This window comes from Lachnoclostridium sp. An131 (assembly GCF_002160825.1).
Lineage (GTDB): Bacteria > Bacillota > Clostridia > Lachnospirales > Lachnospiraceae > Laedolimicola.
Genome location: NZ_NFLI01000006.1, coordinates 23,370 through 44,243, shown reverse-complemented (window position 1 = coordinate 44,243; position 20,874 = coordinate 23,370). Strand labels below are relative to the sequence as shown.

At 52.4% G+C, this 20,874-nt stretch carries 18 protein-coding genes and 1 riboswitch; of the genes, 17 read left to right on the top strand and 1 reads right to left on the bottom strand.

Annotated features, from left to right (window positions below):
* Positions 1-5 precede the first annotated feature (5 nt).
* On the top strand, positions 6-2,318 hold the full coding sequence (locus tag B5E77_RS06105; RefSeq protein WP_087164493.1) for a hypothetical protein: 2,313 nt from the start codon (positions 6-8) through the stop codon (positions 2,316-2,318).
* 90 nt (positions 2,319-2,408) lie between these two features.
* Positions 2,409-2,729 (top strand): DUF1540 domain-containing protein, encoded by a 321-nt coding sequence (locus B5E77_RS06100; RefSeq protein ID WP_087164492.1) that lies wholly within the window; start codon positions 2,409-2,411, stop codon positions 2,727-2,729.
* An 8-nt stretch (positions 2,730-2,737) separates the two neighbouring features.
* Here B5E77_RS06100 and B5E77_RS06095 read toward each other — a convergent pair whose 3' ends face one another.
* Positions 2,738-3,112, bottom strand: a complete 375-nt coding sequence (locus B5E77_RS06095; protein ID WP_087164491.1) for a TIGR04086 family membrane protein — start codon at positions 3,110-3,112, stop codon at positions 2,738-2,740.
* A 228-nt stretch (positions 3,113-3,340) separates the two neighbouring features.
* Between B5E77_RS06095 and scfA the strand changes: the two genes are divergently transcribed.
* The 15 genes from scfA to cobJ all read left to right on the top strand — a co-directional run bounded on the left by scfA (position 3,341) and on the right by cobJ (position 20,852).
* The gene (scfA, locus tag B5E77_RS06090) at positions 3,341-3,484 is read left to right on the top strand and encodes a six-cysteine ranthipeptide SCIFF (protein WP_087164490.1); all 144 of its coding nucleotides are present in this window, start codon (positions 3,341-3,343) and stop codon (positions 3,482-3,484) included.
* 144 nt (positions 3,485-3,628) lie between these two features.
* A complete protein-coding gene (scfB, locus tag B5E77_RS06085; protein WP_087164489.1) occupies positions 3,629-5,062 on the top strand; it encodes a thioether cross-link-forming SCIFF peptide maturase in 1,434 nt (477 codons plus the stop codon).
* Positions 5,059-6,777 carry a single-stranded-DNA-specific exonuclease RecJ gene (gene recJ / locus B5E77_RS06080; protein ID WP_087164488.1) on the top strand — a complete coding sequence of 573 codons (1,719 nt, stop codon included), beginning with the start codon at positions 5,059-5,061 and terminating at the stop codon, positions 6,775-6,777. The genes scfB and recJ overlap by 4 nt, the downstream gene beginning before the upstream one ends.
* A 338-nt stretch (positions 6,778-7,115) precedes the next feature.
* Entirely contained in the window at positions 7,116-7,640 is a 525-nt protein-coding gene (locus tag B5E77_RS06075) for an adenine phosphoribosyltransferase (protein WP_087164487.1), read from the top strand.
* A 48-nt stretch (positions 7,641-7,688) separates the two neighbouring features.
* On the top strand, positions 7,689-9,986 hold the full coding sequence (locus tag B5E77_RS06070) for a RelA/SpoT family protein (protein WP_242963649.1): 2,298 nt from the start codon (positions 7,689-7,691) through the stop codon (positions 9,984-9,986).
* Positions 9,987-10,014: 28 nt separating this feature from the next.
* A complete protein-coding gene (locus tag B5E77_RS06065; protein WP_330394628.1) occupies positions 10,015-10,713 on the top strand; it encodes an MBL fold metallo-hydrolase in 699 nt (232 codons plus the stop codon).
* Between the two features lie 3 nt (positions 10,714-10,716).
* Positions 10,717-12,186, top strand: coding sequence for a coproporphyrinogen dehydrogenase HemZ (gene hemZ / locus B5E77_RS06060; RefSeq protein ID WP_330394627.1), 1,470 nt, complete (start codon positions 10,717-10,719; stop codon positions 12,184-12,186).
* Positions 12,187-12,194: 8 nt separating this feature from the next.
* The gene (locus tag B5E77_RS06055; RefSeq protein ID WP_087164485.1) at positions 12,195-12,812 is read left to right on the top strand and encodes an HD-GYP domain-containing protein; all 618 of its coding nucleotides are present in this window, start codon (positions 12,195-12,197) and stop codon (positions 12,810-12,812) included.
* Complete coding sequence (gene hisS / locus B5E77_RS06050) at positions 12,809-14,050, top strand: histidine--tRNA ligase (protein ID WP_087164484.1); 1,242 nt, start codon at positions 12,809-12,811, stop codon at positions 14,048-14,050. Before B5E77_RS06055 ends, hisS begins: the two co-directional genes overlap by 4 nt.
* 140 nt (positions 14,051-14,190) lie before the next feature.
* The gene (aspS, locus tag B5E77_RS06045) at positions 14,191-15,963 is read left to right on the top strand and encodes an aspartate--tRNA ligase (RefSeq protein WP_087164483.1); all 1,773 of its coding nucleotides are present in this window, start codon (positions 14,191-14,193) and stop codon (positions 15,961-15,963) included.
* 131 nt (positions 15,964-16,094) lie between these two features.
* Positions 16,095-16,323, top strand: a riboswitch (cobalamin riboswitch).
* A gap of 183 nt (positions 16,324-16,506) precedes the next feature.
* Positions 16,507-17,244, top strand: coding sequence for a tRNA threonylcarbamoyladenosine dehydratase (locus B5E77_RS06040; RefSeq protein WP_087164482.1), 738 nt, complete (start codon positions 16,507-16,509; stop codon positions 17,242-17,244).
* Between the two features lie 122 nt (positions 17,245-17,366).
* Positions 17,367-18,059 carry a precorrin-2 C(20)-methyltransferase gene (gene cobI, locus B5E77_RS06035; protein WP_087164481.1) on the top strand — a complete coding sequence of 231 codons (693 nt, stop codon included), beginning with the start codon at positions 17,367-17,369 and terminating at the stop codon, positions 18,057-18,059.
* A 97-nt stretch (positions 18,060-18,156) separates the two neighbouring features.
* On the top strand, positions 18,157-18,915 hold the full coding sequence (gene cobM, locus B5E77_RS06030; protein WP_087164480.1) for a precorrin-4 C(11)-methyltransferase: 759 nt from the start codon (positions 18,157-18,159) through the stop codon (positions 18,913-18,915).
* On the top strand, positions 18,912-20,099 hold the full coding sequence (gene hemA, locus B5E77_RS06025; protein ID WP_087164479.1) for a glutamyl-tRNA reductase: 1,188 nt from the start codon (positions 18,912-18,914) through the stop codon (positions 20,097-20,099). Before cobM ends, hemA begins: the two co-directional genes overlap by 4 nt.
* Positions 20,100-20,114: 15 nt before the next feature.
* Complete coding sequence (cobJ, locus tag B5E77_RS06020) at positions 20,115-20,852, top strand: precorrin-3B C(17)-methyltransferase (protein ID WP_087164478.1); 738 nt, start codon at positions 20,115-20,117, stop codon at positions 20,850-20,852.
* Positions 20,853-20,874 lie beyond the last annotated feature (22 nt).

Below are 20,874 nucleotides of genomic sequence, written 5' to 3'. Positions count from 1 at the left end.
GGATTATGAGGAAAATTTGGAAGTTCCTGAAAGCATATCGGCTTCATTTGGGCGTCACGGTGATTCTTCTGGCCGCTGCAGCCCTGATGCCATTTAATTCGTATTATCAGAGGGATTTTTCAGCTTCTGATCTGGAGATACGTGAGGAAGCTCTCCAGATGACAGTGCTTACGGAGGACGATCCGCCTGTGCTGCTGGCCGGCGTAGGAGAAGGCTATACGGGAATCGTGGCAGAGACCGGAGGAGTGACGCTCCAGGATGGAACCTATCGGATCCAGGTTGTGTCGCTTTCAGAGGGAAGCGGAAATTATCTTGAGATTTATAATACCGGAAAACTGAATGAGGATAATACGCAGGGCGAGCTCATAGGAAAGATGGAGCTGACTCCGGGGCAGGAGCTGACAGAATTTACGTTTACTACAGAAGAATCCCTGGAGGATGTGAATTTCCGGATTGTATATGGCGGAGACGGACTTTTGAATGTCAGCAGTCTCTATCTGGTCTCTACAGAGCCGATGTATACGGATATCCTTTGGCTGATGGGTGCGATCCTGCTGATATCAGCTCTGCTTCTTGCAAGAAGGGTCAGAGGAAAACAGCTTACGCCGGAGGGAAGGACGGCTTCCCTGCTTCTTCTGGCTGCGGTGCTTCTGGCATCTCTTCCCCTGGGCTTCGATACAGTATTGGATGGCAATGATTTGTATTACCAGTTCAACCGGATTACCGGCATCCAGGAGGCCCTGAAAAGCGGGCAGCTTCCGGTGAAAATTCACAGTACGCTCCTGCATGGATATGGGTATGGATCGCCGATTTTTTATCCGGAATATTTTCTGTATATCCCGGCTCTGCTGGGCTGCGCGGGAGTCTCACTGGTCAACTGCTATAAGGTGCTGGTGCTGATGATCAACGCAGGAACCGCAGCGGTGGCCTATGTTTCGTTCTCTGGTGTACTTCGTTCTAAAAGAACAGGGCTTGCGGCATCGCTGCTTTATACCTTATCTGTATACAGGCTGATTGACATTTATACCAGGTCGGCAATTGGCGAGGCTCTGGCGATGGTATTTCTTCCCCTGGTGATCTGGGGAATGTATGAACTGTTTCTTGGAGACAGGAGAAAATGGTATCTCTCAGCGCTGGGTCTGACCGGAATCATGCAGTCGCATGTGCTGACCACAGAGATGACCCTGCTTTTCGGCGGCATTTTCGGGCTCTGCTTTATTACCCGCCTGAGAGAGAAGGGGCGTATCCCGGCTCTTCTGAAGGCGGCTGGTGCGACGGTTCTTCTGAATCTGGGCAGGATAGCGCTGCTGCTGCAGCATATGGGATATCCATTCAAGGTATTTTCTGTGGAAAGCGTCCTGAGCTGGTGGACTGTAACGCTGCCAAAGGTATTCGATCTGCTGTTGTTCAATACGAACGAGCGGACTTACCCGGGAGTTCAGAATGGAGGCGAGATGCCGTGCTCCCTGGGATTTGTACTGCTTGTGGGAATCCTTGCTTTTCTGTACTCCTATATCCGGAGCAGTGAAAAAAGCAGGCTGCAGAAATCATGTATGTTTGCGCTTGTGCTGAGTGTCCTGGGCATCTATCTGTCAAGCAATCTCTTCCCATGGGACAGAGTGCAGGCGGTCCCGTTTTTATACAAACTGGTGACGCCGATCCAGCTGCCATGGAGATTTCTGGCGCTTTCCTCAGCGCTGCTCTGCCCCGTCTGCGCAGTGGGATTTGAACAGCTGTTCCAGGATAAGGAAGAGAGTGCAGGATCCCGGAAAGCGGTGATGGCAGGCGTCTATGTGCTGGCGTTTCTCTGTGCGGGTATCTATGTCGGACGGTATTCGGAAGAGGCACTTGGCCGTTATACGTCAGAGAATCAATACCAGAGAGAGCAGTCTCAGGTAGATGCGCTTTACTTTATGAATGTAGATCACGCGAACAGCTACCGAATCTGGAACCGGGACAATACCTTTGTGCCAGCGGAAGGCGTAGAGGTAGACGAGGTGTTCCGGAATGAGAATCTGACCGCAGGCTTTTCCTATCAGATGACAGGAGAAGCGGCAGGTACAGAAGAGCTGTGGGTAGAGGTTCCCTTTACCTACTATCCGAATTATCGCGCCTGCATGGAAGATGGAACAAAGCTCAAGACAACAGTGGGAGACCAGGGCGTAGTGCGGGTATATCTGCCGGATGAGGAAAGCGGGACCGTGCGCATCTATTATCAGGAGCCATGGTATGTGACAGGAGCGCGGCTGATCTCCGCGGCAGCCCTGCTGGGATTTGCAGCTGCGTACCTGTTTCAAAAATACAAAAAAGAGAAATAAGGAAGCAAAATGAGAGCTGAAGGCAGCGTATAAAAATAGCCGCAGTACGCATACTACCTCTGACATTAAGATTATGGAGGTAAATGCAAAATGACAAGATTGGACTGTACGGTGACGAGCTGCCTGTACAATAAAGAACGCTGCTGCTGCAAGGATAACATTGAGGTTGGGGCAGAAGGAGCGTCACGCCATTCCAGAGATACCTGCTGCGCCAGCTTCCGGGAGCGCGGGGAGGGCGTGAGAAGCTCCGTCGATATTCCTACGAAAAACACAGATGTAGCCTGCCAGGCTGTGGAGTGTACGTTCAACGAAAACTGCCACTGCCAGGCAAAGCATATCGGTATCGCGGGAGGGGCGGCCTGTGACTGCCGCGAGACGGAGTGCGCTACGTTTCGGTGCAAGTGCGAATAGGGCTGAAATCAAGACACCATTCCGCCTAAGGTTCCGCCGGCCATGCAGAGAATCAGCGTGGTCACAAAGTGAGAGGAGCTTCCGGAAAAGCCCTGGCCTGCAGCCAGAGAGATGACAGCCAGTACTACAAAGTAGAGAAGGCCGAAGGCGCCGCCCCAGAGAAATTTCCGGGTTTTCATCATTTTTCCTTCCAGGAAGCCGCCAAGAAAGCAGGAGATCACGTAGATGGCGATGATGCCGATGTTGACTATGGATTCTGAAAGCTGCAGCTTATACAGCAGAAGTGCCAGTACAAGCAGAAAGGCTCCGGTGACAATATAAGAAGCAAGCAGAGCTTTTATCATCCGTATAACGGCATCCTGACAGGCTTTTCCTTTTTCCATAACGATTCCTCCCGGTCTCTGAACTTACGCAGCTGCAGTCTGAATCGCCGTGAACGGCGTCCGGCGCAGCTATGTGGCAGTTACTATTCATAGTAACATGTGATATCAATATATGAACAGGCACAGAAAAAAATACTTTTAAATCTGCCGGGGATATGCTATACTCATTTAAAGACAGGAGCGCGCTTAACAGGCGTTCCCAAGATAAGAGACAGGAGGGAAGTTATTATGAAGCATATTCAGACACTGAATACACAGATTCTGCAGAATACCGTGAAGAAGGGCGGCTGCGGAGAGTGCCAGACGTCCTGCCAGTCTGCCTGCAAGACATCCTGCACCGTAGGCAATCAGACGTGCGAGCATCATAAGTAAAAACAAAGATAGAAACCAAAAGTAGCAAGGATGTCTCAAAAGCCTTTAAAATCTGTGGCTTTTGGGGCATCCTTGTTCTGATGTAATATTCCTGTCTCAGAATGCATACGGAAAAGAAAAAATATTTACATAAGGAGTAAAAAAATGATTCATCGCTATTATAATAATGGTTACTATATTGTCTTGGATGTGAACAGCGGAGCCGTCCATGTGGTGGACGAGCTGGCCTATGAGGTAATTGGTCTCTATGAAACCTGCACGCCGGAGGAGATCACGGCACGGCTGAAAGACAGATGGCCGGAGGAAGAGATCCGGGAAGTGCTGGATGATGTGGAGATTCTGAAAAATCAGGGAACTCTTTTTACTGAAGACACATATAAGGACAGAGTCATTGATTTCAAGAAGCGTTCCACTGTGGTAAAGGCCCTGTGCCTGCATATTGCCCACGACTGCAATCTGGCCTGCCGCTACTGCTTTGCAGAGGAGGGCGAATACCATGGCCGCCGGGCGCTGATGAGCTACGAGGTAGGGAAGCAGGCGCTGGATTTCCTGATTGCTAACTCCGGAAACAGGAGGAACCTGGAGGTGGACTTTTTCGGCGGCGAACCGTTGATGAACTGGCAGGTCGTCAAGGATCTGGTGGCATATGGCCGGGAGCAGGAAAAGCTTCATGACAAAAGGTTCCGGTTCACACTGACGACCAACGGCGTCCTTCTGAATGATGAGGTGCAGGAGTTTGTCAACCGGGAAATGAGCAATGTTGTCTTAAGCATCGATGGACGGAAAGAGGTAAACGATAAGATGCGCCCCTTCCGGAATGGCCACGGAAGCTATGATCTGATTGTACCGAAGTTTCAGAAGCTGGCAGAAAGCCGGAATCAGGACAACTATTATGTGCGCGGTACCTTTACCCGCAATAACCTGGATTTCTCAGAGGATGTACTTCATCTGGCAGATCTGGGCTTTAAGCAGATTTCTGTGGAGCCTGTGGTGGCGGATCCGAAGGAAGCTTACGCGCTGCGGGAGGAGGATATCCCCGCGCTCTGCGAACAGTATGATAAGCTTGCGGCAGAGATGGTGCGCCGTCACGGAAAGGAAAATGATTTTAATTTCTTCCATTTTATGATTGATCTGACTGGGGGCCCCTGCGTCTACAAGCGGCTGTCAGGCTGCGGTTCCGGAACAGAGTATCTGGCTGTGACGCCCTGGGGCGACCTCTATCCCTGCCACCAGTTTGTGGGAAATGAGAAATTTTTGATGGGCAATGTCTTTGACGGGGTGACGAACACGGAGCTCCGTGACGAATTTAAGTGCTGCAATGTGTATGCGAAGGAAAAATGCCAGAAATGCTTTGCAAAATTTTACTGCAGCGGCGGCTGCGCAGCGAACTCCTATAATTTCCATGGCTCCATCAATGACGCCTATGATATCGGCTGCGAACTGCAGAAGAAGCGTGTGGAGTGTGCCATCATGATTAAGGCAGCCACTGCAGGCGCACAGAGAGCAGAAGAAGGCGCCGGGGAAGCCGGGGCTGATATGCAGGGAGCTTCCTCAGACGCCCGGGAATCAATGCAATGAGAGAAAAGTGGGTGGAAGCGCCGAGGATCACGGGGAATGAGGAGCTGGCACGAAAATTTTCAGTCAGTCCCATGGCTATGCGGCTGATTCGGAGCCGGGCAGGAATGAGTGAAGAAGAGGTGCGGGAATATCTCTGCGGGACGATAGATGAGCTGGCGGATCCGTATCTGATGAAAGGGATGAGAGACGCAGTATCTCTGCTGCAGGAAAAGATACGCCAGGGCTCCCGTATCCGGATTATCGGCGACTATGATATAGACGGCGTAAATGCCACGCACATTTTGATAACGGCGCTGCGGCGCATCGGCGCCGCAGCGGATACGGTGATTCCAGACCGCCTGAAGGACGGCTATGGCGTCAACGAGCATCTGATTCAGGATGCGAAGGATGCAGGGGTCGACACGATAGTCACCTGCGACAACGGCATTGCGGCTGCAAAGGAAATTGCCTTTGCAAAGGAGCTTGGAATGACTGTGATCGTGACAGATCATCATGACATTCCATACCGGGAAGAGGAGGATGGAAGCCGCACTGTGATATTGCCCCCGGCGGATGTGATTATCAATCCCAAGCAGGAGGACTGCCCATACCCATTCAAGAAGCTCTGCGGCGCGGCGGTAGCCTGGCGGCTGGCAGAGGCTCTTTACATAGAAGCGGGGATCTCCAGAGAGGAATTTCTCGATTTGGCCGAGTTCGCGGCGGTGGCCACTGTGGGCGATATTATGGATCTGACCGGAGAAAACCGGATTCTTGTGAAATATGGCTTAAGAAGGCTGGAACAGACGAAAAATCCCGGTTATCGGGCGCTGATTGCGGTCAATGGACTGGAGGGAAAAAAGCTGACAGCCTATCACATCGGTTTTGTCATCGGCCCCTGTATCAACGCAAGCGGCCGGCTGGACACTGCGAAACGGGCCTTAAGGCTTTTGAGCGCGGAGTCGAAGGCAGAGGCAGAAGAGCTGGCGGGAGACCTGAAGGCTCTCAATGACAGCCGTAAGGATTTGACCGTGAAGGGGACAAGAGAAGCGATAGAGCTTATTGAGGAGACGGATTTAAAGCAGGACCGGGTTCTGGTAGTTTATCTTCCAGACTGCCATGAGAGTCTGGCGGGAATCATCGCGGGCCGCATCCGGGAAAGATATTACAAGCCCTGCTTCGTGCTGACAGATGCAGAGGACGGGGTCAAAGGCTCAGGCCGTTCAATACCCGGTTATCATATGTTTGATGAGATGACGAAGGTGCGGGAGCTTTTTACGAAATACGGCGGTCATCCTATGGCGGCAGGCCTTTCTCTGAAGTCTGAGAATGTGGAACCCTTCCGGCAGGCCATCAACGAGAACTGCAGGCTGACAGAGGAGGAGCTGACGCCAAGATTGAGCTATGACGCGGTTCTTCCGCTTTGTTATGCGGGTGAGCAGATTATCCGGGAGCTGGAGCTTCTGGAGCCGTTTGGAAAGGCGAATGAGAAGCCGCTGTTTGCCGCTGCGAATCTCAAGGTCAGAAGTGCGCGCATTATCGGGAAAAACCAGAATGTGCTAAAAGCGGTTCTGGAGGGACCGGATGGAACCCGGCTGGATACTATCAGCTTTGGGGATGTTCAGGAGAATCTCGCGTACATCGAAGGAAAGAAGGATGTATGCATTCTTTATTACCCTGAGATCAATGAGTATCAGGGCAGGCGGAGCGTGCAGCTGGTGGTGGAAAGCTGGCGGTGACGGCTTGCCTGCAGGTTCGATTGGAAAGAAGCGGTAGAGATAAAACAGTAATTGTGGAAGTGTGATATTCGATGTTTTTCTGCGTTCGGGTCAATAGAAGCCCCGGGCGCAGTTTTTTGTAGGGGCGGGGAAAATAGAAGGCGTGTAAATTGAAGAGGGCACTGCCTGTCTGGCCTTCCAAAATGCGAAAATCTTGTCAAACCGTCTGAAGCATGCTATAATGGGCGCGTATGCAATGGACCGTGCGTGCGGGAAAAGAGTCCCCTGGCGCTGGCCCCGGTTTACCGCGGTGAAAAATCGCCCGGATACAAAACCTTAGAAAAGGGGAAAGATAGGTTATGAAAAAGATAGAAGATTATGTAAGAAGCATTCCGGATTTTCCGGAGCCGGGAATTATTTTCCGGGATATTACCTCAGTGCTGCAGGATGCGGACGGTCTGCATCTGGCGATTGACTCCATGCAGGAGCTTCTGAAGGACGTAGACTTTGATGTGGTTGTGGGAGCGGAGTCCAGAGGCTTTGTGTTCGGAGCACCGATTGCTTATAATCTTCATAAGCCCTTCGTGCTGATCCGCAAAAAAGGCAAGCTGCCCTGTGAGACGGTGTCGAAGGAATATGATCTGGAATATGGAAGCGCTGAGATTGAGATGCATAAGGATTCTATCAAGCCGGGACAGAAGGTGGTTCTTGTGGATGATCTGATTGCCACTGGCGGAACGATACAGGCGGCAGCGGAGCTGGTAGAGTCCCTGGGCGGTGAAGTGGTAAAGATTATCTTTCTGATGGAGCTTGCAGGCTTGAAAGGACGGGAGCTCCTGAAAAAATACGATGTAGCTTCCGTGATCCGGTACGAGGGGAAATAGGAAGAAGCAGTAAAACGCAGCAAAAGGCAGGTGTTGACAATGGCAGAGATGAAGATTGGCGTGAAAAACCGGGATATGGAAGTAAATCACGATGATGAAAATGTAAAGGCCATGCAGGATTTTACAAGCCCTGATGTGCTTTACAAAGAGCTGATCGACAGCGTGCTGAAGTATCATCCGTCTACCGATATCAGCATGATTGAGAAGGCTTATAAGATTGCGTCGGCGGCTCATAAGGGGCAGCTTCGCAAGTCGGGGGAGCCTTATATCATTCATCCGCTCTGTGTCGCCATTATCCTGGCGGATCTGGAGCTTGATAAGGAGACCATTGTCGCGGGCCTTCTGCACGATGCGGTAGAGGATACCGTGATGACCGAGGAGGAAATTGCGGCAGAATTTGGCGATGAGGTCGCCCTTCTGGTGGATGGCGTCACAAAGCTGGGCCAGCTCTCCTATTCTGCGGATAAGATCGAGGTTCAGGCAGAGAACCTGCGCAAGATGTTTCTGGCTATGGCAAAGGATATCCGCGTGATTCTGATAAAGCTTGCCGACCGCCTTCACAATATGCGGACGCTTCAGTACATGAAGCCGGAGAAGCAGAAGGAGAAGGCCCGGGAGACGATGGATATCTATGCGCCCATCGCCCAGAGGCTTGGTATTTCCAAGGTCAAGAACGAGCTGGATGACCTGTCACTGAAATATCTGGAGCCGGAGGTCTATTATGATCTGAAGGAACAGATTGCCGAGAAGAGGAGCGATCGGGAGGCCTTTGTACAGAAGATTGTGACAGAGGTACAGCAGCATATGAAAAACGCGGGCATTGAGGCCCACGTGGACGGGCGTGTTAAGCATTTTTTTAGCATCTACAAGAAGATGGTGAATCAGCACAAGACGCTGGATCAGATCTATGATCTCTTTGCGGTCCGCATCATCGTAGAGACCGTCAAGGACTGTTATGCGGCTCTGGGCGTGATTCATGAAATGTATAAGCCGATTCCGGGCCGGTTTAAGGACTATATCGCCATGCCGAAGGCGAATATGTACCAGTCCCTGCACACGACCCTGATCGGGCCCAACGGGCAGCCCTTTGAGATTCAGATCCGTACCTATGAGATGCATAAGACCGCGGAATATGGTATCGCGGCGCATTGGAAATACAAGGAAAGCAGCGACGGAAAGAAGACCGTCGATCAGCAGGAAGCAGAGAAGATGACCTGGCTGCGCCAGATTCTGGAGTGGCAGCGGGACATGTCCGATAACAAGGAGTTTATGAATCTGCTGAAAAGCGATCTGGATCTGTTTTCTGAGAGCGTCTACTGCTTTACGCCGACTGGAGAGGTCAAGGCGCTTCCCAGCGGATCGACGCCTATCGACTTTGCCTACAGTGTACACAGCGCCGTAGGAAACAAGATGATCGGCGCGCGGGTAAACGGAAAGCTGGTGACCATTGATTATAAGATCCAGAATGGCGACCGGATCGAGATCATTACCTCCCAGAATTCCAGAGGCCCCAGCCGCGACTGGCTGAACGTGGTCAAGAGTACCCAGGCCAAGAATAAAATCAACCAATGGTTTAAGAACGAATTCAAGGAAGAAAATATTCTGAAGGGCAAGGAAATGCTTGCCCAGTATTGCAAGCTGAAATCTATCAACACCATCAACATCATGAAGCCGGAATTCCAGGCTGCGGTGATGCGCAAATATGGCTTCAAGGACTGGGATTCTGTCCTGGCTGCCATCGGTCATGGCGGCCTGAAGGAAGGCCAGGTCATCAACAAGATGGTGGAGGAGTACGAGAAGATCCACAAGAAGGAAGTCACCGATGAAAAGGTGATGGAGGCGGTGACCGAGAACAAGAACAACAAGCTGAAGCTGACCAAGTCCAAGAGCGGAATCGTGGTCAAGGGGCTTTCGGATGTGTCTGTCCGGTTCTCCAAGTGCTGCAATCCGGTTCCCGGCGATGAGATTGTGGGCTTTGTGACAAGAGGCCGGGGCGTATCGATTCACCGTACCGACTGTATCAATGTCATCAATCTGCAGGAGTCTGAGCGCCAGAGGCTGATAGACGCAGAGTGGCAGGATATGGGCCAGTCCTCATCCAAAGAGAAATATGCTACGGAGATTAAGATATATGCCAATAACCGGACAGGGCTTCTGGTGGATATCTCCCGTATCTTTACGGAGCGAGGGATCGATATGACCAGCATGAATGTGCGGACCAGCAAGCAGGGAACGGCGACGATCTCCGTGACCTTTGATATTGCCGGAAAGGATGAGCTTCAGAAGATTGCGGAGAAGCTGTATCAGGTGGAGAGCGTGCTGGACGTAGAGCGGGCTACGGGCTGATCTGGCTGGATTTGACGGAAAAGAAGATATGGAAGTCTGCAAGGGACATCTGCCGGGGACGGCAGATGTGCCCGCAGACAGGAGGATAAATGCTGTGAAGATCGAGAGCATGGTGCTGGGCGCTGTGGCGACCAACTGCTATTTTGTGATAAATGAAGAGACGAAAGAGGCGATTGTCATAGATCCGGCGGATCGGGCAGACAGAATTCTTAAAAAAGCCGCAGAGGAAGGGCTGACGCTTGCGGCTGTCCTTCTGACACACGGTCACGGAGATCATATCATGGCTGTGCCGGAGCTTCGGGAGAAAACCGGAATTCCGGTCTATGCCTGCAAGGCAGAGGAGGAGCTGCTTGCGGATCCGAACCAGAATCTGTCTGCGATGCTTTTTGGAAAGCCGTTGTCACTGAAGGCGGACGTCTGGACCTGTGATGAGCAGGAGCTCACCGTGGCCGGTATGAAATTCCGCGTGCTGTTTACTCCGGGGCATACGCCGGGAGGCTGCTGTTATTACAGCCGGGAGGCAGGAGTGCTGTTTTCCGGTGACACGCTGTTCTGCGGTTCGGTAGGACGGACAGATTTTCCGGGAGGAAGCATGGGAACTCTGACGCGTTCTATCTGGGAGAAGCTGATGCCTCTGCCAGATGAGACGGCAGTTTATCCGGGGCATCAGGATGAGACGACGGTAGGCGCTGAACGCAGGTACAATCCATTTCTCGGGGATTTTTGATATATGATGATAGAAGTAAAGATCAATGACGAAAGCTTTGCCTATGATATTCATTCTCTGATTCAGGCCTTTTATCCGGGCGTGGAGGTCCAGGTCCGGGCAAAAGAAAGCTTTACGGAGGATACGCCGCTGAAAATGGAAGCGGCAGTGAATGAAAAAGAGATTCTTTTTCGGATTCTGGAGAACGGGGAATGCCGTCAGGAGGGCTGTGTCTTCGTGGAAGATCCAGATCGGAAGGCGGTAAAAAACCAGATGAAAAGGCTTCTCTACGAAAAGCTCTGCGCGTTTACGGGCAGGAGGCTGCCCTGGGGCACGCTGACCGGAATCCGTCCGGTGAAGATTCCCATGGCTATGTTGGAGGAAGGCCATTCTAATCTGGAGATTGCCCGGTATATGTGGGAGACCTATGACTGCAGCAAGGAGAAGGCGGCTCTGGCTATCTCCATCGCAAACCGGGAGAGAGAGGTTCTTGACGGCCTTGACTATGAAAATGGCTACAGCCTTTATGTGGGAATTCCCTTCTGCCCGAGTATCTGCCTTTACTGCTCTTTTTCTTCTTCTCCGATTAAGCTCTGGGAAAAGCGGGTCGAGGATTATCTGGATGCTCTTTTTAAGGAGCTGGAATTTATCGGGAAGGCCTGCGCCGGCAGAAGGCTGAATACTGTGTACGTGGGAGGAGGGACTCCTACGACGCTGAACGCTTCTCAGCTTGACAGGCTTTTGTCCTGCATAGAAGAAAATTTTGATTTTTCGGATCTGAAGGAGCTGACGGTAGAGGCCGGACGCCCGGACAGCGTGAGTCCGGAGAAGTTCCGCGTCCTGAAGGAGCATGAGGTGACAAGGATCTCGATCAATCCTCAGACGATGAACCAGAAAACCCTGGATCTGATAGGAAGAAAGCATACGGCAGATCAGATAAAGGAAGCGTTTCATATGGCCCGGGAGGCCGGGTTCGATAATATCAATATGGACTTGATTGTCGGGCTGCCCGGAGAAGGGATTGAGGACGTCCGCCATACGATGGAAGAGCTGCGGCTTCTCGATCCGGACAGCATCACGGTTCACTCTCTGGCAGTCAAGCGGGCTGCAAGGCTGAAGCTGTTCCGTGACACCTATGAGGAGATGGGCTTTCAGAACAGCCAGGAGATCATGGATCTCACTTACCAGTACTGTGTGGAGCAGGGAGCTTATCCCTATTATCTGTACCGGCAGAAAAATATGGCCGGCAATTTTGAAAATGTGGGCTATGCAAAGGCCCGCAAAGCAGGGATTTACAATATACTGATAATGGAAGAAAAACAGACGATTCTGGCCGCGGGAGCAGGCGCTTCTTCCAAGTTCGTCTTTGCCGCAGATCATATCGAGCGCGTGGAAAACGTAAAGGATGTGACGCAGTACATAGGGCGGATTGACGAGATGATTGAAAGGAAGCGAAGCTTTATGGAGGCTCATGGTCTGTTGACGCAAGGTTAAAGGCAGGGATGAATGAAGTGACGGAAGTGACGCCCCTCTCCTTTTTCGAGGAGGATATCACCGAAGAAATCAATCATGGCATCCGGGTCAGCAATCTGGCCTATTATGTGGCGAAGAGCCTGGGACTGTATGAGGTTCAGTGCCATGAGCTGGCGGTGGCCGGCATGGTACACGATATCGGAAAGCTCCGGGTGTCGGCTTATCTGTATGGCCGTCATGAGGATACGCTGAAGATAGAGGAGATGAAGTACATCCGGATGCATCCGAGGCTCGGCTATGAGCTGCTGATGCGCCATGACTATTCCGATTTTGTCGTAGAGAGCATTTTATACCACCATGAAAACTACGACGGCTCGGGCTATCCGGAAAATCTGGCCGGGGCACAGATCCCGCTGGGAGCCCGGATTTTAAGGGTCTGTGACGTATATGCGGCATTGACTTCGGATCGTCCCTACAGGAAGGCCTTCGATCCGGAGACGGCTGTAGAGCTGATGATTGAAGAGGTAAAAAATTTTGATATGAAAGTATTTCTGGCCTTTCAGAGAACCATTCACGAGGAAGCGCTCCAGAATAAATGGGAGATTCCTCATATCAAGGTCCGGATTACAGAGGAGGAAGAGTTATGATTACACAAGCGCCAAGAGGAGTGGAAGACTGGTACGGCGAGCGTATGCACAGACGCGCATGGGTGGAGCGCCAGGCAAGAGAGCTGGCCCGCACCTATAATATGACAGAGATTATCACGCCGATGTTCGAGCATACCGTGCTGTTTCAGCGCGGTGTCGGAGAGACGACCGACGTGGTTCAGAAGGAGATGTATACCTTCAAGGATAAAGGGGATCGGAGCATTACCCTGAAGCCGGAGGGGACGGCGGGAACCATGCGTGCTTATCTGGAGCATAATATGTATGCCAATCCGGCCCCCACAAAGCTGTACTATGTGACGCAGGCTTTCCGTTATGAGAAGCCCCAGAGCGGGCGTCTCCGCCAGCATCACCAGTTCGGCGTGGAGTTTGTGGGTTCCAAAAGCCCTCTGGCTGAGGTGGAGGTGATTTCACTGGCAGCCGCCCTTATCCGGAAGCTGGGCCTGAAGGATGTCAGACTTCATATCAACAGCATCGGCTGTCCGAACTGTAAGAAGGATTACAATGAAGCGCTGCTTTCCTATCTGAGAAAGCATGAAGAGAGCTTATGTCCCACCTGCCGGGAAAGAATGCAGAAGAATCCCATGCGTGTCATCGACTGCAAGGTGCCTGAGTGCAAGGAGATTATCAAGGATGCGCCCCGGACCATTGACTATCTGGACGAGGAGTGCCGGACGCATTTTGAGGAGCTTCAGAAGCTTCTGACAGAGCTGGAGATACCCTTTGAGGTGGATACAGGCATTGTGCGCGGCCTGGATTATTATACAAAGACGGTGTTTGAGTTCGTGAATTCCGAGGGCTTTACCCTCTGCGGAGGCGGACGCTACGACGGTCTCATTCACGAGATTGATGAAAAGCACGATATTCCTTCTGTAGGCTTCGGCATGGGAATCGAGAGAATTCTCTATTTTCTGGAGAAGGAGGGCGTGGAGCTGCCTGCTATGGATACGCCGGATCTCTACGTGGGAATCCTGGGTGAGGAAGCGAAGGCGAAGGCTTATAAGCTGGTCAATGAGATCAGAGGCCATGGCCTGATTGTGGAGACGGACTATATGGACCGCAGCGTAAAAGCTCAGATGAAATACGCCAACAAAATCGGCGCAAAGAAGGTAGTCATCATCGGTGCAGACGAGCTTTCAAAGGGCGCGGCCAATGTAAAGGATATGGCGACAGGCGAGCAGACGGAGGTCGCTTTAAGCGAGCTGCCGGCCCTGTTTTGAGACGGCCTGGTTCCATCAGTGAAAAATCGAGAAAATTGAAGGACTGCAGGATGTGCGGCGGGTAAAGGCGCCGCCTGCAGGTGGGAGCTGTCACTCCCGCCTGGAAGGTCCTGTCAGAGATATCTAGGAGGAGAAAAGAAATGTTTCAGTCAAGAACACACACCTGCAATGAGCTGCGGCTTTCCGATGCAGGAAAAACCGTAACCCTTGTGGGCTGGTATGAAAATATGCGTAAGGTCAGCAAGAATCTGGGCTTTTTGATTCTGCGCGATTTTTACGGAACCACTCAGGCCGTGATCGAGACGGAGGAGATGATGGCGCGGCTGTCCGGCGTCAATACAGAATCCACGCTGTCCATTACCGGCGTGGTGCGCGAGCGTTCCAGCAAAAATCCGAATCTGCCTACCGGAGAGATTGAGGTAGTGCCCACAGATATTCAGGTGCTGGGCCGCTGCCGCTACAACGAGCTTCCCTTTGAGATCAACCGTTCCAAGGAAGCGGATGAGAATACAAGATTAAAATACCGGTATCTGGATCTGCGCAATCCGGCAGTGAAGGACCGCATTATTCTGCGCTGTAATGTGGTGGCGGAGCTTCGAAAGAGCATGACAGAGCACGGCTTTCTGGAGATCACGACGCCGATACTGACCTGCTCTTCTCCGGAAGGGGCAAGAGATTATCTGGTTCCATCCAGAAATCATCCGGGCAAATTTTATGCCCTGCCTCAGGCTCCCCAGCAGTTTAAGCAGCTTCTGATGACCTCCGGCTTTGACCGCTATTTCCAGATTGCTCCCTGCTTCCGTGACGAGGATGCGAGAGCAGACCGTTCTCCGGGAGAATTCTATCAGCTGGATATGGAGATGGCTTTCGCGAGCCAGGATGATGTGTTTGCCGTCCTTGAGGATGTGCTGCCGCCTATTTTCGCAAAATACGGCGTCTATAAGACAGCTTCCAGTGCTCCCTTTCAGCGTATTTCCTATCACGACGCCATGGAGATTTATGGTTCGGACAAGCCGGATCTGAGAATCGATCTGACAGTGCAGGATGCGACTGCCTGCATGGAAGGCTGCGGCTTCGGGCCCTTTGAGGGACAGACCGTCAAGGCTGTGGTGTTCAGCGATTTCAAGGCTACCCGCAAGGTGATTGACAAGATCTGCGCCGATGTGGAGGTGCAGACTGGAAACAAGGCTTACTGGTTCCGTCTTGATGAGAACGGCGAGCTGGTAGGCGGTATTTCCAAGTTCCTGGCAGACCGGAAGGAGGCTGTTGTCGAGGCGCTGTCCCTGAAGCCTGGCGATTTCGTGGGCCTGGCTGCAGGAAAGAAGCTGGCGGCTCAGAAGACCGCAGGTGTGATCCGCAAGATTCTCGGCAATACAGTGGAAGGCCATATGAATAAGGAGTGCTATGAATTCTGCTGGATCGTAGATTTCCCGATGTATGAGATTGGAGAGGAATCCGGCGAACTGGAATTCTGCCATAATCCGTTTTCCATGCCTCAGGGAGGAATGAAGGATCTGGAGGAAAAGGATCCGCTTGATATCTACGCTTACCAGTATGATCTGGTCTGCAACGGTGTGGAGCTGTCCTCCGGCGCTGTCCGGAACCACGATCCGGAGATTATGGTGAAGGCCTTCGAGCTGGTCGGCCTTGGTGAGGACGATGTGAAGGCAAAATTCCCGGCTATGTATAACGCATTCTGCTACGGCGCTCCGCCTCACGCAGGTATCGCTCCGGGTGTAGACCGCATGGTGATGCTGATTGCAGGTGAGGAGAGCATCCGTGAGATCATCCCGTTCCCGATGAACAAGACGGCCCAGGATGTGATGATGGGCGCTCCGGCTGAGGTAGATCCCCAGCAGCTGAAGGATGTGCACATTCAGGTCGTGATGCCGGAGAAGGAAGAAAAGGGCTGAGGATAACTCAGAAAGCAGGCGGCTTTGCAGGAGCGTATTGTTTCGTGTACACTGGTGCTAAAAAGAGACCGGGAATATTTGACGAAAGCCTGCCCGTGTGCTAAACTAAAATGCAGAATTAAAAATAATGATAAAATCAGGTGAGAGAGTGCGCGCCCGTGGGCGCGGAAGAGGGAATCAGGTGAGACGCCTGAGCGATCCGGTCACTGTATGCAGAAGAATTTGCCCGATGGCCATTGCGTGGATTACGTGAGAAGGCGGGCAAATAAGGCGTGGAGGTTTGAAGTCCGCAGGAGAAAAAAGCGGAGGAAAGCGCCGGAAGCTGCGAGCCAGGAAACCTGCTCTTTTGCAGCGGCTGGACAGGCTTCCGAGAAAAGCGGTTCCGAGAGAATGATGATCAAGGAGGGATCTGTCTTGTACAGATCCCTTTTTTACGCGATACGCTTGACGGGCGGCAGACAGCGAACGGCGTATGCTGTGAGCTGTCCTGATATCTCGGCGGATAGCGGAGAAAATCCAGAATTCATAGTTTGAGAGGTTTCTATGACGGCAGAACAGTTTTCAAGAACAGAGCTTCTTCTGGGAAGAGAAGCCATGGAGCTATTAAAAGGAGCCAGGGTGGCGGTCTTCGGCATCGGCGGCGTAGGCGGGTACGTGGCGGAGGCGCTGGCGCGAAGCGGCGTGGGCTCCCTGGATTTGATTGACAGGGATAAGGTCTGCCTGTCCAATCTGAACCGTCAGATTATCGCACTGCACAGCAGTATCGGGCGGTATAAGACAGAGGTCATGCGGGAGCGGATTCTGGATATCAATCCGGAGGCTCGGGTAGAGACACATAACTGCTTTTATCTGCCAGAGACGAAAGACGAGTTTGATTTTTCTTCCTATTCTTATGTGGTGGATGCGGTAGATACCGTGACGGCAAAGCTTTCTCTGGCTGAGGAGGCGCAGAAGGCGGGAACGCCGATCATCAGCAGTATGGGAGCGGGAAACAAGCTGAATCCATTTCTGTTTGAAACGGCTGATATTTATGAGACCTCCGTGTGTCCGCTGGCCCGGGTGATGCGCCGGGAGCTTCGCAAACGGGGGATCGAGCATCTGAAGGTTGTGTACTCAAAGGAGGTGCCCCTCCGCCCCCTGGAGGAGACGGATGCGCCGGGCTCCACAGCCTTTGTGCCGTCGGTAGCGGGCCTTTTGATTGCCTCTGAGGTGATCCGGGATCTGACAGAGGATGCAGTGAGGCGGGCCCGGGAGGCGGAAGAAACAGGGCAGCAGCCCTGATATGGCTGGACAGGAGAGAGGCAGCAGATTTGACATGGACAGACTGGGAAAAAGAGCAGCGGTACTGCTGTCAGAAAAAGCAAATAGAAGGAACAAGAGTGAAATAAGGGGAGAATAAAAGAATGAAAGGAAAATTATACGGGATCGGCGTAGGGCCGGGAGATCCGGAGCTTTTGACATTGAAGGCAAAACGGATTCTGGAAGAAGCAGATGTGATCGCCGTGCCAGTGAAGGAAGAGGGAGAAAGAAGCACGGCTCTGGAGATCATCCGTCCGGTGGTGAGCCTTCAGAAGAAAGCACTTATGGAAGTCGTTTTCCGGATGGCAAAGGACAAAGAGGAGAGAAAGCGCTGCCGGGAAGCCGCCGGAAAGCAGCTGACAGAGGTCCTGGATCAGGGAAAAAATGTAGCAATGATCACGCTGGGAGATGTGGCGGTCTACAGCACCTATATGTATGTGAATCAGTATGCGGCAGAGCACGGCTATGAGACGGAGATTATTCCGGGCATTCCTTCCTTCTGCAGCGGAGCGGCAGCGGCTGGGCTTCCGCTGATGGAGGGGAATGAGTCTCTGGTGATCGTGCCTTCTGTGAAGGCGGGAAAGGCGCTGGAGGACGCCATAGCAGGCTTTGACAATGTGGTGGTGATGAAGGCGGGCAGCAGCATTGAAAGGATCGGAGAGCTGCTGGATCAGTATAACCGTCCCCGGAGCTGTGCGACAGTCTTAAGCTGCGTGGGCATGAAGGATGAGTATATCGGTCCCCTGGATCCGGGGCGGGAATACAGCTATTTTACGACTGTCATGATAAAAAGATAGGAGCAGCGTACCAAGAGTGCATGATCCTTATGACACAGACGATACGGACGCTGAGGATTCTGAATTGTTATAGAAGAAGAGAGAAGAGGAAAAAGAAATGGTATCATTTATCGGAGCGGGGCCGGGAGATCCGGAGCTTCTGACGATTAAGGGGAAAAAGCTGATTGACAGCGCGGATATAATTATTTACGCGGGTTCACTGGTGAACCCGGAGGTTTTGAGAGACGCGAAGCCGGACGCGGTCATTTATAACAGCGCAGGCATGACGCTGGAAGAGGTACTGGCAGTTATGAAGGACGGAGAGGAAAAGGGGCTGAAGGTGGTAAGAGTCCATACGGGCGATCCGGCAGTATTCGGAGCGCACCGGGAGCAGATGGACGCGCTGGAGCGTATGGGAATTGAGTACGAGGTGATTCCAGGTGTCAGCTCCTTCCTTGCGACAGCGGCAGTATTGAAGAAGGAGTACACGCTGCCTGGCGTCAGTCAGACCGTGATTCTCACAAGGATGGAGGGGCGTACTCCCATGCCGGAAGGAGAAAAGCTGCGCGACCTGGCAAAGCATCACGCGACGATGGTGATTTTCCTGAGTGTGGGAATGATGGACGAGCTTTCTGCGACGCTGCGGGAGGAATACCGGCCGGATACGCCGGTGGCTGTGGTCTATAAGGCGACCTGGGAGGACCAGAAAATCGTAAGAGGCACGCTGCTTGATATCGCCGACAAGGTACGCGAGGCAGGAATCCGGAAGACTGCGCTGACGGTAGTCGGAGATTTCCTTGGAGACGAATATGAGCTGTCAAAGCTTTATGATAAGACCTTTACACATGAGTTCAGAAAGGGAGTAGACGCATCATGAGCATTCGGCTTGTCAGCATCAGCCATAAGACCGCGCCGCTGGAGATCCGGGAGCTGTTTGCCTTTACGAAGGAGCAGCAGGAGGAATTGATGAAGCTTCTGATCTCTGAGGGAGGCGCCGCGGAGAGCGTGGTGATTGCGACCTGCAATCGGACGGAGATCTATACCTATTATGGAGATCAGGAGGGACAGAGGAAAAACCTGTTCACGCTTCAGCAGCAGCTGATCCTGCGGGAGGCCGGGGCCGGAGACCGCCAGGACGTGGCGGATTATCTGCGGTTTTACCAGGATGAGAAGGCAGTCTGTCACCTGTTTTCGGTAACGGCGGGACTGGACTCCATGGTGGTAGGTGAGGATCAGATTCTCGGACAGGTGAAAAAGGCCCAGGAGCAGGCTCTGGAGACAGGGACTGCAGGAAAATACCTGAACACTCTGTTTCGTTATGCGATTACCTGCGCAAAGAAAATCAAGACAGAAACCGATCTTTCCAAGACCTCTGTGTCTACGGCCACACTGGCGGTCAAGGCAGCGGACGAGGCGCTGGGCGGCCTGTCAGGAAAAAATGTGATGGTTATCGGAGGAACAGGCCAGATTGGAAGCATTGTGCTGAAGAACCTTTACAGTATGAAGGGCCTGCATATTTACAGCACAATCCGCAATGTGACTCTGACTCACGACGCGCATATCAAGAGTGAGTCCAATACGCTGATTGACTATAAGGAACGGTATGAATACCTGGATCAGATGGATGTCGTGATCAGCGCAACAGCCAGTCCGCATTATACGCTGACCTGCGCCAGGGTAAAGGAAAAGCTGAAGACGGACAAGCCCAGAGTATTTGTGGATCTGGCGGTTCCCGTAGATATCGAGGAAAGCATTGCGGGCCTGTCTCGGACCTTCTTTTATAATATGGATGATTTTGAGGAGCTTGCGCGGGCCAACAACCAGGCAAAGAAGCAGGCAGTCCGCCAGGCAGGAGAGATTTTGGACGAGTATCAGGAGGACTTTATGCGCTGGATGATTTTCCAGCAGGCTGTGCCGCAGATTCAGGCCACGAAGGCATGGATCGAGGAGGAGGCAGAGCGCAAAGGACTTGACAGGGCGATTGACAAGCTGTTTTACCGGATTCGGGAGAATGCAGATCCGGAAGAGCTTCGGGCTTTTTTCCGCTGTCTGCAGCCTTAAACAGGAGGATGAAGAATGGGAAAGTTGTACGTGGTGGGCTTCGGCCCGGGCGGTTACGAGCATATGACTGCGAAATGCATCGATGTGATTGAAAAGGCAGATATAGTCACAGGCTACACTACCTATGTGGAAATGCTGAAGGAGTTTTTCCCGGATAAGAAATATCTGGCGACGCCGATGATGCAGGAGGTGAAGCGCTGCCGGATGGCTGTAGAGGAAGCCATGAAGGATCAGACGGTGGCGATGGTGAGCTCCGGCGACAGCGGGATATACGGAATGGCCGGCATCATTTATCAGGTTGCTGATGAGATGGATGCAGAGATTGAGATTGAGACGGTGCCGGGTGTGACGGCGGCCAGCGCGGCGGCTTCGATTCTTGGCGCTCCGCTGATGCATGATTTTGCAGTCATCAGCTTAAGTGATCTGATGACGCCGCTGGATTTAATTATGAAGAGGATCGACTGTGCGGGACAGAGTGACCTGATCGTCTGCCTTTACAATCCCAAGAGTAAAAAGAGAACGGGATATGTAGAGCAGGCAGCAGATATTCTGATGAAGTATCGGAAGCCTGAGACCCCGGTGGGAATCGTGCGCCATGCAGGACGAAAAGGTGAGCAAAGCCAGGTTACGACTCTTGCAGAGCTGAAAAATGCTGAGATCGACATGTTCAGCGTGGTTCTGATTGGAAATTCCCAGACTTACGTGAGCAAGGGGCGTATGATTACGCCGCGGGGATACAAGCTGGAGCGGTAAGGAAAGCCGGAGCAGGCCCGGG

What these genes read in the sequence shown, in the direction of transcription:
- B5E77_RS06100 (WP_087164492.1), top strand. Translation starts at nt 2,409, where the DNA reads ATGACAAGATTGGACTGTACGGTGACGAGCTGCCTGTACAATAAAGAA.
- B5E77_RS06075 (WP_087164487.1), top strand. Translation starts at nt 7,116, where the DNA reads ATGAAAAAGATAGAAGATTATGTAAGAAGCATTCCGGATTTTCCGGAG.
- scfB (WP_087164489.1), top strand. Translation starts at nt 3,629, where the DNA reads ATGATTCATCGCTATTATAATAATGGTTACTATATTGTCTTGGATGTG.
- cobJ (WP_087164478.1), top strand. Translation starts at nt 20,115, where the DNA reads ATGGGAAAGTTGTACGTGGTGGGCTTCGGCCCGGGCGGTTACGAGCAT.
- scfA (WP_087164490.1), top strand. Translation starts at nt 3,341, where the DNA reads ATGAAGCATATTCAGACACTGAATACACAGATTCTGCAGAATACCGTG.
- B5E77_RS06055 (WP_087164485.1), top strand. Translation starts at nt 12,195, where the DNA reads ATGAATGAAGTGACGGAAGTGACGCCCCTCTCCTTTTTCGAGGAGGAT.
- hemZ (WP_330394627.1), top strand. Translation starts at nt 10,717, where the DNA reads ATGATGATAGAAGTAAAGATCAATGACGAAAGCTTTGCCTATGATATT.
- aspS (WP_087164483.1), top strand. Translation starts at nt 14,191, where the DNA reads ATGTTTCAGTCAAGAACACACACCTGCAATGAGCTGCGGCTTTCCGAT.
- hisS (WP_087164484.1), top strand. Translation starts at nt 12,809, where the DNA reads ATGATTACACAAGCGCCAAGAGGAGTGGAAGACTGGTACGGCGAGCGT.
- B5E77_RS06070 (WP_242963649.1), top strand. Translation starts at nt 7,689, where the DNA reads ATGAAGATTGGCGTGAAAAACCGGGATATGGAAGTAAATCACGATGAT.
- cobI (WP_087164481.1), top strand. Translation starts at nt 17,367, where the DNA reads ATGAAAGGAAAATTATACGGGATCGGCGTAGGGCCGGGAGATCCGGAG.
- B5E77_RS06040 (WP_087164482.1), top strand. Translation starts at nt 16,507, where the DNA reads ATGACGGCAGAACAGTTTTCAAGAACAGAGCTTCTTCTGGGAAGAGAA.
- B5E77_RS06065 (WP_330394628.1), top strand. Translation starts at nt 10,015, where the DNA reads ATGGAAGTCTGCAAGGGACATCTGCCGGGGACGGCAGATGTGCCCGCA.
- cobM (WP_087164480.1), top strand. Translation starts at nt 18,157, where the DNA reads ATGGTATCATTTATCGGAGCGGGGCCGGGAGATCCGGAGCTTCTGACG.
- B5E77_RS06105 (WP_087164493.1), top strand. Translation starts at nt 6, where the DNA reads ATGAGGAAAATTTGGAAGTTCCTGAAAGCATATCGGCTTCATTTGGGC.
- hemA (WP_087164479.1), top strand. Translation starts at nt 18,912, where the DNA reads ATGAGCATTCGGCTTGTCAGCATCAGCCATAAGACCGCGCCGCTGGAG.
- recJ (WP_087164488.1), top strand. Translation starts at nt 5,059, where the DNA reads ATGAGAGAAAAGTGGGTGGAAGCGCCGAGGATCACGGGGAATGAGGAG.
- B5E77_RS06095 (WP_087164491.1), bottom strand. Translation starts at nt 3,112, where the DNA reads ATGGAAAAAGGAAAAGCCTGTCAGGATGCCGTTATACGGATGATAAAA.